Source organism: Aeromonas sp. S15(2024), from assembly GCF_041402265.1.
Taxonomy (GTDB): Bacteria; Pseudomonadota; Gammaproteobacteria; order Enterobacterales; family Aeromonadaceae; genus Aeromonas; species Aeromonas dhakensis.
The window spans coordinates 329656-342072 of the sequence record NZ_JBGLQY010000004.1 but is presented as its reverse complement, the minus strand read 5'-3'; the positions used below and the strand labels follow the sequence as shown (position 1 = coordinate 342072).

At 57.1% G+C, this 12417-nt stretch carries 13 protein-coding genes and 7 tRNA genes; all 20 read right to left on the bottom strand.

Features of this window, described 5'->3' with window-relative positions; all coding sequences use genetic code 11:
* Positions 1–19: 19 nt before the first annotated feature.
* A tRNA-Lys gene (locus ACB033_RS12275) sits at positions 20–95 on the bottom strand.
* A gap of 24 nt (positions 96–119) precedes the next feature.
* Positions 120–195 (bottom strand) — tRNA-Val (locus ACB033_RS12270).
* A gap of 16 nt (positions 196–211) precedes the next feature.
* Positions 212–287 (bottom strand) — tRNA-Lys (locus ACB033_RS12265).
* Between the two features lie 24 nt (positions 288–311).
* Positions 312–387, bottom strand: a tRNA-Val gene (locus tag ACB033_RS12260).
* Between the two features lie 21 nt (positions 388–408).
* Positions 409–484, bottom strand: a tRNA-Lys gene (locus ACB033_RS12255).
* A gap of 49 nt (positions 485–533) precedes the next feature.
* A tRNA-Val gene (locus tag ACB033_RS12250) sits at positions 534–609 on the bottom strand.
* Positions 610–639: 30 nt separating this feature from the next.
* Positions 640–715 (bottom strand) — tRNA-Lys (locus tag ACB033_RS12245).
* Between the two features lie 174 nt (positions 716–889).
* The gene (gene ybgF, locus ACB033_RS12240) at positions 890–1696 is read right to left on the bottom strand and encodes a tol-pal system protein YbgF (protein ID WP_162519842.1); all 807 of its coding nucleotides are present in this window, start codon (positions 1694–1696) and stop codon (positions 890–892) included.
* 158 nt (positions 1697–1854) lie between these two features.
* Positions 1855–2379 (bottom strand): peptidoglycan-associated lipoprotein Pal, encoded by a 525-nt coding sequence (pal, locus tag ACB033_RS12235; protein ID WP_005304908.1) that lies wholly within the window; start codon positions 2377–2379, stop codon positions 1855–1857.
* Between the two features lie 49 nt (positions 2380–2428).
* Positions 2429–3754, bottom strand: coding sequence for a Tol-Pal system beta propeller repeat protein TolB (tolB, locus tag ACB033_RS12230; protein WP_010636193.1), 1326 nt, complete (start codon positions 3752–3754; stop codon positions 2429–2431).
* 94 nt (positions 3755–3848) lie between these two features.
* On the bottom strand, positions 3849–5006 hold the full coding sequence (gene tolA, locus ACB033_RS12225) for a cell envelope integrity protein TolA (protein WP_139724881.1): 1158 nt from the start codon (positions 5004–5006) through the stop codon (positions 3849–3851).
* Between the two features lie 5 nt (positions 5007–5011).
* Complete coding sequence (gene tolR, locus ACB033_RS12220) at positions 5012–5458, bottom strand: protein TolR (RefSeq protein WP_005304918.1); 447 nt, start codon at positions 5456–5458, stop codon at positions 5012–5014.
* Complete coding sequence (gene tolQ, locus ACB033_RS12215; protein WP_213344251.1) at positions 5458–6135, bottom strand: protein TolQ; 678 nt, start codon at positions 6133–6135, stop codon at positions 5458–5460. Before tolQ ends, tolR begins: the two co-directional genes overlap by 1 nt.
* A gap of 1 nt (position 6136) precedes the next feature.
* On the bottom strand, positions 6137–6544 hold the full coding sequence (ybgC, locus tag ACB033_RS12210; protein WP_139724883.1) for a tol-pal system-associated acyl-CoA thioesterase: 408 nt from the start codon (positions 6542–6544) through the stop codon (positions 6137–6139).
* Positions 6545–6649: 105 nt separating this feature from the next.
* Positions 6650–6961 carry a cyd operon YbgE family protein gene (locus ACB033_RS12205; protein WP_123246595.1) on the bottom strand — a complete coding sequence of 104 codons (312 nt, stop codon included), beginning with the start codon at positions 6959–6961 and terminating at the stop codon, positions 6650–6652.
* Positions 6948–7064 (bottom strand): cytochrome bd-I oxidase subunit CydX, encoded by a 117-nt coding sequence (gene cydX, locus ACB033_RS12200; RefSeq protein ID WP_005304933.1) that lies wholly within the window; start codon positions 7062–7064, stop codon positions 6948–6950. Before cydX ends, ACB033_RS12205 begins: the two co-directional genes overlap by 14 nt.
* A 14-nt stretch (positions 7065–7078) precedes the next feature.
* Positions 7079–8215, bottom strand: coding sequence for a cytochrome d ubiquinol oxidase subunit II (gene cydB, locus ACB033_RS12195; protein WP_005304945.1), 1137 nt, complete (start codon positions 8213–8215; stop codon positions 7079–7081).
* Between the two features lie 12 nt (positions 8216–8227).
* Positions 8228–9784 carry a cytochrome ubiquinol oxidase subunit I gene (gene cydA, locus ACB033_RS12190; protein ID WP_005304948.1) on the bottom strand — a complete coding sequence of 519 codons (1557 nt, stop codon included), beginning with the start codon at positions 9782–9784 and terminating at the stop codon, positions 8228–8230.
* Between the two features lie 934 nt (positions 9785–10718).
* The gene (gene ruvB / locus ACB033_RS12185) at positions 10719–11729 is read right to left on the bottom strand and encodes a Holliday junction branch migration DNA helicase RuvB (RefSeq protein ID WP_005304949.1); all 1011 of its coding nucleotides are present in this window, start codon (positions 11727–11729) and stop codon (positions 10719–10721) included.
* Positions 11730–11737: 8 nt separating this feature from the next.
* Positions 11738–12352, bottom strand: a complete 615-nt coding sequence (ruvA, locus tag ACB033_RS12180) for a Holliday junction branch migration protein RuvA (RefSeq protein ID WP_005304953.1) — start codon at positions 12350–12352, stop codon at positions 11738–11740.
* Positions 12353–12417 lie beyond the last annotated feature (65 nt).

The following is a 12417-nucleotide window of genomic DNA, read 5'->3' as shown; positions in this document are numbered from 1 at the left end:
ACCTGGGATTCTGAAATGATGGTGGGTCGTGCTGGATTCGAACCAGCGACCAATTGATTAAAAGTCAACTGCTCTACCGACTGAGCTAACGACCCATCTAAATCATTTTTTTACAAACTTGGTGGTCGTTACTGGGATCGAACCAGTGACCCCCTCCTTGTAAGGGAGGTGCTCTCCCAGCTGAGCTAAACGACCTGGGATTCTGAAATGATGGTGGGTCGTGCTGGATTCGAACCAGCGACCAATTGATTAAAAGTCAACTGCTCTACCGACTGAGCTAACGACCCATCTAAATCATTTTTTTACAAACTTGGTGGTCGTTACTGGGATCGAACCAGTGACCCCCTCCTTGTAAGGGAGGTGCTCTCCCAGCTGAGCTAAACGACCTGGGAATTCATCTGGGCAAATTGGTGGGTCGTGTAGGGATCGAACCTACGACCAATTGATTAAGAGTCAACTGCTCTACCGACTGAGCTAACGACCCACACCTGACTTGCCTCTTTCACTGCCCGCCTTGGCAAACAGCTTAAAACTGGTGGTCGTTACTGGGATCGAACCAGTGACCCCCTCCTTGTAAGGGAGGTGCTCTCCCAGCTGAGCTAAACGACCTGGGAATTCTGTCTCCACCTGGTGGAGAAATGGTGGGTCGTGCTGGATTCGAACCAGCGACCAATTGATTAAAAGTCAACTGCTCTACCGACTGAGCTAACGACCCTCACCACGACCAGGACCAACTGCAATGCTGCACCGGCTCTGACGGCGGCCTATATTACGGATTTATCATCCTGGCGCAACAGAAAAATCTTAAATTCCATCTGTTTGTTCACTGCGCATACAAAGCGAGGCTGTATTTACAAGACTGTTACGAAAACAGTGACATGCGGCAAAGTTACAGCTTGCTCAAACTCTGCTTGGCCAGCTGGGCCGGCGAGGTGTTGGGATAGCCCTTGATCACCTGCTCATAGAAGTTCTTCGCTTCCGCCTTCTTGCCATCCAGTTGTGCCAGCATGCCCAGCTTCAACAGGGCGTCGGCGCGCTTGGGAGACTTGCTGAACTTGGTGGCCACCGTGGTGAACTGGGCGGCAGCGCCGGTCCGATCCCCCTTGTTGAACAGCAGCTGACCCAGCCAGTAATGGGCGTTGGGAACATAGCTGGAGCTCGGGAACTGCTTGATGAACCCTTCGAAGGCCGGAATTGCCTTGTCGTAGTTCTTCTCCTTGAGCACCATGTTCACGGCCGCATCATAGGCCTGATTCTCGTTCTGGTTGGTGGAGTAGTTGGCCGCGGCGGCCGGCGTCGCGCTGGCTGCTGCGGCGGCCGATGCGGCGGGAACAGCAGGCTGGCTGTTGGCCACCTTGTCGAGCTCCTGATAGAGCTGGCGCTGACGCTCCTGCGACTGTTCCATCTGGTAGGTCTGCTGCTCCAGCTGACCACGCAGCTCGGAGACCTCCCCTTGCAGGGCATCCACCTGTTGCTGCAAATCGGCCTGCAGGCGCAAACGGGCGTTGAGCGTGCGCTCCAGCAGGGCAACCCTGTCTTCCAGGCTGCCAGTGGGCACGATGGCGCCGTTGTTGCCGCTTAGGACAACCCCGCCACCCGAGTCACCGCTCAGATCGCTCACCGGTGCCGCCGCTTGCGCATTCAGAGCAACCAATACGGCCAGCGCAACAGCAGCTTGCTTGTACACAGATTTCATTCGGATCAAACCTTAGCGTTTAGTGCAAATAAAACGGCCAGCGCCATCGTCGCTCGCTTATACAGATTTCATTCGGATCAAACCTTGGCGTTTAGTGCAAATAAAACGGCCATCGAAATGGCCGCTTGCATATAAACGAACTTCGTTCGATTCAAACCTTAGTAAACCAGGACCGCACGGCGGTTCTTGGCAAAGGCATCCTCGGTGTGAGACATATCCAGCGGCTTCTCTTCGCCATAGCTGACGATGGAGAGCTGCTCAGCCTGCACACCCAGGGTTTGCAGATACTTGGCAACAGCCTTGGCACGACGCTCGCCCAGCGCGATGTTGTACTCCGGAGTACCGCGCTCGTCGGCGTGGCCTTCGATCAGTACTTTGACGCTCGGGCGCTCACGCAGGTAGCTGGCGTGGGCATCCAGCAGGTCGGCGTATTGACCCTGGATGTCGTAACCGTCGAACGGGAAGTAGATCACGTTGTCACGCTGCAGCGCTTCGAACTTCTGACGCATCTGCTCTTCCGGGGACAACATGCCGTTCGCGCCACCGGTTTGTACACCGCCCATGCCGTCGGTCATGCCTGATTCGGCGCCAGCGGCGTCGGAATCAGAAGAGGAGCTACAAGCGGCCAGGGTGAACAGTGGCAGTGCGATGGCCAAACCCTTGAGCAGTTTATTGAGTTGCATGCTATTTCCTTAAACCTTTATAACAAAACAAAAAACAATTGGATTTTTATCAATTCAAGAAGGGCGACCAAGCTGGTGCACGAATTTCACCGCTACTGGTCGGAAGCACAGCCTTGAAGCGACCATCAGTCGACACCAATGCGAGACTCTTACGACCCTGATAGATGGTGGCATAAATGATCATGCTGCCATTGGGAGCCACACTTGGCGACTCATCCAGCGCGCTCTGGGTAAGGACCAGCAGGGCATTGTTTTCCATATCCTGACGGGCGATACGGTATTGCCCCTGAACCCGGGTCACCATCACCATGATTTTGCCATCAGGAGTAATGGACGCACCCTGGTTGGATTCACCTTCCCAGGTCATCCGGCGAGTCATGCCAGTCGCCAAATTTACGCTATAAATCTGGGGTTTGCCACCACGTTCAGAGGTGAACAGCAAATTTTGACCGTCCGGCATCCAGGAGGGTTCGGTGTCGATTACCCGGCTGGTTGTGACGCGGGTCAGCTGCTTGCTAGCAACATCAACGACATAGAGGTTCGGTGACCCGTCCTTGGAGAGAACGATAGCCAGACGACGACCATCCGGAGACCACTCCGGCGCCCCGTTGATGCCGCGGAAGCTGGTGATCAGGCTGCGCTGCTGGGTGTAGATGTCCTGCACGTAGATTTCGGATTTCTGGTTCTCGAAGCTCACGTAGGCCAGCTTGCTGCCATCCGGCGACCAGGCCGGGGACATCAGCGGCTCGCGGGAACGCAGCAGGGTCTTCTCGTTGTAACCGTCGTAGTCGGAGATCCGCAGCTGATACGGGAACTGGGTACCCTGCTGCACGGAGACGTAAGCCAGACGGGTCAGGAAGGCCCCGCGCTCGCCGGTCAGCCGCTCATAGACGATGTCGGAGATGCGGTGAGCGAACTGGCGCATCTGGGCACCCGGGATGGTCGCCATCCGGCTGTCCAAGATGTAGCCGTTGCTCTCACCGCCCTGGGTCTTGGCCAGCTGGCCCTTGAGCACGTCGACCAGCTCGAAGTTGACCTTGTAGGTACCGTCGCCGACGGCGGCGATGGAACCGACCACCACGGCTTCGACGCCTTGGGAGGCCCAGGGTGCGAAGTTGATTTCACCGCTGGAGCTCGGGGTCTGCGGCATCTGGCCACGGGCCAGCGGTCTGAACTTGCCGCTGCGCATCAGATCGTTGGAGACCACTTCCGCGATGTCCTGCGGCAGCTGGCCATTGCCTTCCCACTTGAAGGGGGCGACGGCGATCGGCCGTGCACTGTCGATACCGCCGGTGATGACGATGTCCAAGGCCGCCTGGGCGCTCTGACCCAGCAACAAACAGCCAACCAAAGCAAAAAACACTTTTCTTATCATGGCTTAAACACTCGGTTCCAAAATAATGAGAGATTAACTTCCTTTCTCGGCAAGACGCTGCCAACCACCTTACTCGATCCCCTCGCCATCAGTGCTAGATGTTAGGTTCCAGCTTGAGGTTGAACTCCTTCAACATCTCGAATGCCGCAGGATCCTTGGGTACCGGCAACTGATTGGCCTTCAGTACGGCTGCTTTGCCGGAACGACATACCGCCGGGTCACCCTGGCCGTTATCTACCGAGATGACAAAGCCAGTGCTCGCAAGACGTACGCGGATAGTACATGTTTTGCCCCGCATGGTGGGATCCAAAATCATATATCGCTCAACAGTCGCCTTGATAAGCGCCGCATATTTGTCGACTTCACCCTTGGCCGCCGCCGATGCCGCCTGACTGCGGGCATTGGCCTCAGCCGCCAGCTGCTGCTGCATCATGTCTTCCATCTCTTTTTGCAGCTTGGCCTCCTCGGCCGCTTTGCGCTTGCGTTCAGCCGCGATCTTGGCCTGCTTGTCGGCCTCTGCCTTGGCTTTCTTCTCTGCGTCAGCTTTTGCCTTCTTGGCCGCCTCTTCCTTGGCTTTCTTCTCGGCTTCAGCCTTGGCCTTCTGCTCGGCCTCCGCCTTGGCTTTCTTGTCCGCTTCTGCCTTCGCTTTTTTCTCGGCTTCGGCTTTGGCTTTCTTCTCGGCTTCCGCTTTCTTGGCCTTGGCCTCCTCAGCCTTGGCCTTCTCTTCGGCCTCTTTCTTCTCTTGTTCCTTTTTCTTCTTCAGCGCCAGCGCCTTGCTCTCTTCTTCCGCGGCCTTGCGCTCGGCCTCCGCCTTCTTGGCCTTCTGCTCTTCTAGCTTGCGGGCTTCCTCGGCCTTCTGGGCCTTCTCTTCCGCCTGCTTCTGCTCGGCCTGCTTCTTCTGCTTCTCTACTTCGGCCTTGCGGGTGGCCTCCTCGGCCTCCTTGCGCTTGGCCTCTGCAATCCGCAACCGTTCCTGCTGCTGGGCCAGCTCGCGCTTGGCGATGTCCGTGTCTTCCTTATCCTTCTCTTTCTCTACCTTCTGCGGCTTGGGCTGAGCCTTCTGCTGCTGGATCTGCTTGGCCTGCTCGTTGAGGAAGTTCTCGTCGAGCATGACGGCATTGACGATCTGCCCCTTCGACTCGGGTCGCTTCGGCTTGCTGAAGTCGAGCCCGACAAACAGGATGATGCCGATGATCAGGTGCAGCAGAAGCGACGCGATGAGATAACCGGAAATACCACGCTTCACATCCATCTCCGTCAGTTCACCGGATCTGTCATCAGGCCGACCTGAGGCACACCGGCTTTCTTGAGGGCCACCATCAGCAGGATCACCTCTTCGTAGCGCACCGACTTGTCACCGGCCACCACCACAGGGGCGTTCTGGTTGATGGCCAGGTAACCCATGGCCTTCTCGGTGATGTACTGCTGCATCGCCTCGGGCGTCCCGCTCGGGACGGGTTCGTCTTCGGCCTCACCGGCCTTGATGACGTACTCGCCTTCGGTATTGACGCTGACGATGAAGGGCGGCTTGGCATCCTCCGGCAGCTGCTCGGATTCCGCCTGCGGCAGGTCAACCTTGACCCCTTGCGTGATCACGGGCGTCACCGCCATGAAGATGATAAGCAGCACCAGCATGACGTCGATATAGGGAACCACGTTGATCTCAGCCACCTTCTTGCGCCGGATCCGCTGATAGGTTTGCATTACTGATCACCCTGCTGCTGAGCAATTTGACGGTTCAGAATGGTGGTGAACTCGTCCATGAAGTTGGCGTAGGCGTTCTCCAGCCGCTCGACCTTGTTGGAGAAGCGGTTGTAGAAGATAACGGCCGGGATGGCGGCAAACAGACCCATGGCGGTGGCGATCAGCGCCTCCGCGATACCGGGGGCCACCATCTGCAGGGTTGCCTGCTGCACCTGACCCAGGGCGATAAAGGCGTTCATGATCCCCCAGACGGTACCAAACAGACCGATATAGGGACTGATGGAGCCGATGGTCGCCAGGATCGGCAGGTTGGACTCGAGATCATCCACCGCGCGGGAGAGGGAGACGCGCATGGCACGGTAAGTACCGTCCATCACCGCATCCTGACCACGGGCGCCGGCCTTGAGCAGACGGGCATACTCCTTAAAGCCGGAGTAGAAGATGTCTTCCATGCCTTCGATGTCGTCGCGGCGGGAAGAGGACTCCTGGTAGAGACGGTTGAGGTCGACCCCGGACCAGAATCTGTCTTCAAACTGCTCCGATGCGATATTGGCTGCCTTGATGGCCTTGGAGCGCTGGATGATCAGCGCCCAGGAGACGACCGACATGCCCATCAGGGTCATCATGACCAGTTTTACCAACAGGCTGGCTTGCCAAAACAGGCCAATAAACGAAATTTCAGCGTGCACTTAACAGCACTCCCTTCACATTTTCAGGTATTGCAACAGGTTTCATATGCGGATGACTGACACAGGCTATCTGTACCATGGCCTGGGTGATCAGTTGTCCATCAGCCGCCAGTATCCGTTGTGAGAAGCGCATGGAGGCGCGTTTCACTTCGGTCACTTGCGTCAATACAGTCAAAAGCTCATTAAAACGGGCCGCCGAGCGGAAATCGATCTCTGTTCGACTCACCACAAACGCGTACCCGGCGCCCAGCAGGACATCCTGTTCGATGCCGCCAGCACGCAGGAACTCGGTGCGAGCACGTTCCATAAACTTGAGATAATTGGCGTTGTAGACGATGCCCCCGGCATCGGTGTCTTCGTAGTAGACACGCACCGGAAACTCAGAGACTTCCCCCATAACAATCTGTGATCCATACGACAGTCAGATGGGGGGCTATCATAGCGCAGGGCTGAATAGGAAAGAAGCAGGGGGAAGCAGGGAAATCCTGCCTCCCCCCGTTTTTTATGAAAGGAAATAGCCTTGAGTCAGCCAGAGCCCGTACAACAAACTGGGCAAGGCGAACCAGGGGAAAAACAGCACGCGACCGACGAGGCTGCGGGGGTGGAATCCCAGCCCGTGCATGACCCCGCAACAGACCGCCCACATCAGCCAGGGCGCCAGCCAGAGGCCATGTTCGCTAGTGTTGGCGGCCACCAGATTGGGGGCCTGTAAAATAGCGACGGCCAACAGGGCCGCCGCTACCAGCATCAACCCCTGCCAGGGTTGGCGCTCCAGGGGAGCGGCCAACCGGGCGAGTCGATCACTTGTTCTCATCGATCTGGCGATCCATGTTCTCGGTGTGTTCCAGCCACAGCGCATTGATGATGCCGAATGCACAAGCCAGCAGCAGACCCAGGATCCAGGTGAAATACCACATATCAGGGCACCTTCTTAGTAGAGCGATTGTTGGTTGTCTTCGATGTGCTTGCTGGTCACCCGGCCGAACATCTTGATGTAGGTCCACAGGGTATAACCCAGCACAATCGGTACGAAGATGGCGGCCGCTACCGTCATCACCCGCAGGGTGTTGAGAGAAGCGGTGGCATCCCACATGGTCAGGCTCAGTGACGGCTCAAGGCTTGAGGGCATCACGAACGGGAACATGGAGAAGCCGGCAGTCAGGATCACGCCGGCAATCGCCAGGGAGGAGCAGGTGAACGCCAGCCAGCCCTTGTTCAGCTTGGCAAACAGCGACGTCAGCAGGCTCATCGCCAGACCCAGCACGGGTGCCGCAACCATCCAGGGATAGAGGCTGTAGTTGTTCATCCAGGCACCGGCCTGACGCACCACTTCCTTGTTCATCGGATTGGAGACGGCATCGGTCGCGGCGGCCTTGACCACCACATAGCCTTCCATGCCGCTGACCCAGAAACCGGCCAGTGCGAACAGCACCAGGGTCACCAGCGAGCAGATCATGGCGGCGGTGCGGGAGCGGGCCAGCACTTCACCGTCGGTCTTCATCATCAGCCAGGTAGCGCCCTGGGTGACCAGCATGAACAGGCTCACCAGACCGGCCAGCAGGCCGAACGGATTGAGCAGACCGAAGAAGTTGCCATGATAGGTCAGCATCATGAACTGGTTGAAGTCGAACGGCACGCCCTGCAGCAGGTTGCCGAACGCCACGCCAAACACGATGGGCGGTACCGCGCTACCGACGAACAGCGCCCAGTCCCAGTTGCTACGCCACTTGGCATCTTCACGCAGGGAACGGTACTTGAAACCGACCGGGCGGAAGAACAGGGCCATCAGGGTCAGGATCATGGCGATGTAGAAGCCGGAGAAGGCTGCCGCATACACCATGGGCCAGGCTGCAAACAGGGCACCACCGGCGGTCACCAGCCAGACCTGGTTCCCTTCCCAGTGCGGGCCCATGGTGTTGAGCATCACCCGACGCTCAACATCTTTCTTGCCGACGAAGGGGAGCAGTGCGCCCACCCCCATATCGAAGCCGTCGGTGATGGCGAAGCCAATCAGCAGGACGCCGACCAGCACCCACCAGACCAGGCGCAACATTTCGTAATCAAACATGGGTTGCTCTCCTTATGCCTTGCTCTGTTCGAAGTGGTACTTGCCGGTCTTCAGGCTGCTTGGGCCCAGACGCGCGTACTTGAACATCAGGTACATCTCGATGATCAGCAGTACGGTGTAGAACAGGCAGATCCCGATAAGGGAGAACCAGATCTCGGAGGCCGGCACGTTGGAGGCCGAGACCGAGGTCGGCAACACTTCGGCGATGGTCCAGGGCTGACGACCGTATTCCGCGACGAACCAGCCACACTCGATGGCGATCCAGGGCAGCGGGATACCGTACAGCAGCGCCTTGAGCAGCCACTTGCGCTCGCCGATCTTGTGACGGGTACTGTCATAGAAGGCCAGGCCAATCAGCACAAGCATCAGCATGCCGCAGGCAACCATGATGCGGAAGGCGAAGAACAGCGGCAGCACTTGCGGGATGGAGTCATCCACGGCGGCCTTGATCTGCTCGTCGGTGGCATCGGTCACGTTGGAGGTATAGCGCTTGAGCAGCAGACCGTAACCCAGGTCCTGCTTCACCTCGTCGAAGCGGGCGCGGGTATCGTCAGACTTGTCGCCGGACTGCAGCTTGGTCAACAGGTCGTAGGCGGTCATGCCGTTGCGCACACGCAGCTCGTGCTCGCTCTTCAGATCCTTGAGACCGGTCACCTGGCCGTCCAGCGAACGGGTGGCGATGATGCCGAGAGCATAAGGGATCTTGATGGCGTAGTCGGTGCGCATCTCTTCCTGGTTCGGGATGCCGAACAGGGTAAAGGAGGCTGGCGCAGGTTCGGTGTTCCACTCGGCCTCGATGGCCGCCAGTTTCACCTTCTGCACTTCGCCCGTCTCGTAGCCGGACTCGTCACCGAGGATCAGCACGGAGAGGATGGACGCCATGCCGAATGCGGCCGCGATGGCGAAGGAGCGACGGGCGAAGGCCACGTCACGATGCTTGAGCAGGTAATAGGAAGAGATGCCCAGCACGAACATGGCGCCTGTGGTATAGCCTGCCGCCACTGTGTGGACGAACTTCACCTGGGCAACCGGGTTGAATACCAGATCGGCGAAGCTCACCATCTCCATGCGCATGGTTTCGAAGTTGAACTCGGCACCGACCGGGTTCTGCATCCAGCCGTTGGCAACCAGGATCCAGAGCGCGGAGAGGTTGGTCCCGAGCGCCATCAACCAGGTCGCAGCCAGGTGCTGACGCTTGGAGAGCCGATCCCAGCCGAAGAAGAACATACCGACGAAGGTGGATTCCAGGAAGAAGGCCATCAGACCTTCGATGGCCAGCGGGGCCCCGAAGATATCGCCGACATAGTGGGAGTAGTAGGCCCAGTTGGTACCAAACTGGAACTCCATGGTCAGCCCTGTGGTGACCCCGAGGGCAAAGTTGATACCAAACAACTTGCCCCAGAACTTGGTCATGTCCCGGTAGACAGGGTTGTTGGTCATCACATAGACAGACTCCATGATCGCCAGAATGAAGGCCATTCCGAGCGTCAAGGGCACAAACAGGAAGTGATAAAGGGCCGTCGCAGCGAATTGGAACCGCGATAGGTCTACCACATGCTCAGCAATCATGATGTTTCCTCACCGATTATTGGCACGGCTATTTTAAGTTTTAAGACAAAGCTTCCGTTGGAAGTCCCCGAATTATCGGTCATGTTCCAGTTTTGCACTGACGACCGGATTCGACTGCCACCACATTAACAACAAGGCAATAATAGGGAACAAAAAAAGCTAATGTTTAACAATTGCAAAACAATCAAGCTTGCTTTATTCCCGCCCATAATGACCTGAGTTTTATATCACCTTTATTTGATTGAAATCAATGTAAAACCACCATCAATACATGCCTTTCAAAGGCATTTTCACGACCCTTTCCATTTATTTTAGAGAGCTGGGTCACAAAAAAATAAAAATCGCAAATCATTGATTTAAATCAACTTTAATCTTGAAGCAAATAAGTAATGCTTCTGTTAAAAAACAACTCTCAAGGGTGTTTTCATCATGTTTCCCTCGCTTGTCCCCAGCCAGAATAAAACCAATTAAAAACCAATAAAAACGCATATCCATGCTAATTTGACAAGGCCACAAAATGATTAGTTAATCTAATCTGAGATGGGTAATTTTTCTTGTTTGTCCGAGTCAGACAGAGCTCCTACAATGCGCCTCGCAGTGAGGGCATACCCTTGGATACAGGCCGGTCAATCTGGGTTCCCGGTACGTATTCGATGAACATTTCGAACCTGTCTATTGGAATTAAAGATGAAAAAGTTTGTTGCTAAAACCATCCGTTACTACAAGCTTTCGTTCGTTCAGCTCTATCAAATGAACCGACTCTGAGGCCTCGCGACGGCTCACTCTGTTTTTTACCGGTCTGTCTCCAGACGCACTCACTGTCTGTGAACATCCATCCTGAATTGTCTTTGCCCACCGCATCCGCAGTGGGCTTTTTTTGCCCGGATAACAAAAAACCGCCCTTGAAGGCGGTTTTTTGTTCAATCAACTGTTTTTACCCTTCATCTGGCCGTTGCAGGCCAAAATGCGCATAAGCTCTTGGTGTCGCGATCCGCCCTCTGGGTGTACGTTGCAGGAAGCCCTGCTGGATCAGATAGGGTTCGAGCACATCTTCGATGGTGTCCTTCTCCTCGCCGATGGCCGCAGCCAGGTTGTCGAGCCCCACCGGCCCCCCCAGAAACTTGTCTATGACAGCCAACAATAGCTTGCGGTCCATGAAGTCGAACCCTTCGTTATCCACGTCCAGCATGTCCATGGCTCGGGCCGCTATGGGTCCGTCAATCCGGCCGTCGGATTTCACCTGGGCAAAATCCCGCACCCTGCGCAACAAACGGTTAGCAATTCGCGGCGTACCGCGCGAGCGACGCGCCACCTCCAGCGCACCGTCTTCCGTCATGTCGAGCCCGAGGCAACGGGCGCTGCGGGCGACGATGTCGGTCAGATCCCTGACGTTGTAGAACTCGAGGCGCTGCACGATACCGAAGCGATCCCGCAGCGGGCTGGTGAGAGAGCCGGCCCGGGTCGTCGCGCCGATCAGGGTGAAGGGGGGCAGGTCGAGCTTGATGGAGCGAGCCGCCGGCCCCTCCCCGATCATGATGTCGAGCTGGTAATCCTCCATCGCCGGGTAGAGCACCTCCTCCACCACAGGGCTGAGGCGGTGGATCTCGTCGATGAACAGCACGTCGTTCGGCTCGAGGTTGGTGAGCAGCGCCGCCAGATCGCCGGCCTTCTCCAGCACCGGGCCCGAGGTGGTCTTGATGTTGACCCCCATCTCGTTGGCCACTATGTTGGCCAGCGTCGTCTTGCCAAGCCCGGGCGGGCCGAAGATCAGCAGGTGATCGAGCGCCTCGCCGCGCTGGCGCGCAGCCGCGATGAAGATCTCCATCTGTTCGCAGACCGGATCCTGGCCGGTGTAATCGGCCAGCAGCTTGGGCCGGATGGCCCGATCGATGACTTCTTCCTCACGCCCGCCAGCGGCGGAAATGAGGCGATCCGCTTCAATCATTCTCTACCTCACACCAGGCTGCGCAGCGCTTCACGGATGATATCTTCCACCGACATGCCATCCACCGCCACCTTGCTGACGATCTGGCTGGCCTGCTGCGGCTTGTAACCGAGTGCAACCAGCGCACTGGCGGCCTCTTCGCTCGAATCCGGCGCCCGCAGAGCACTCTCCTTCGCGGGCAGGGTGATCTCGGCCGGCGAGAAGAGATCGTGGCTGACCCACCCCTTGAGCCTGTCCTTCATCTCCACCACCAGTCGCTCGGCAGTCTTCTTGCCAACCCCTGGCAACTTGACCAGGGAGCTTATCTCCTCGCGCTCGACACTCAGCACGAACTGGGTGGCGGTCATGCCGGAGAGGATGGCCAGCGCCAGCTTGGGGCCGACCCCGTTGGTCTTGATCAACTCGCGAAACAGCGCCCGCTCCTGCTTGTGATTGAAGCCGTACAGCAGCTGGGCGTCTTCCCGCACCACGAAGTGGGTGTGAATGACCGCTTCCTTGCCGATCTCGGGCAGATCATAGAAGCAGCTCATGGGCATGTGCACCTCATAGCCCACGCCCCCGACCTCCAGTAATACCTCGGGGGGTTGTTTCTCAATCACTACGCCTCTCAAGCGACCAATCACGGCTCTCTCCTCGCCAAACCAGCTATCTGTAAATTGGCTCATAGCATAAAGAATAACTGGATAAG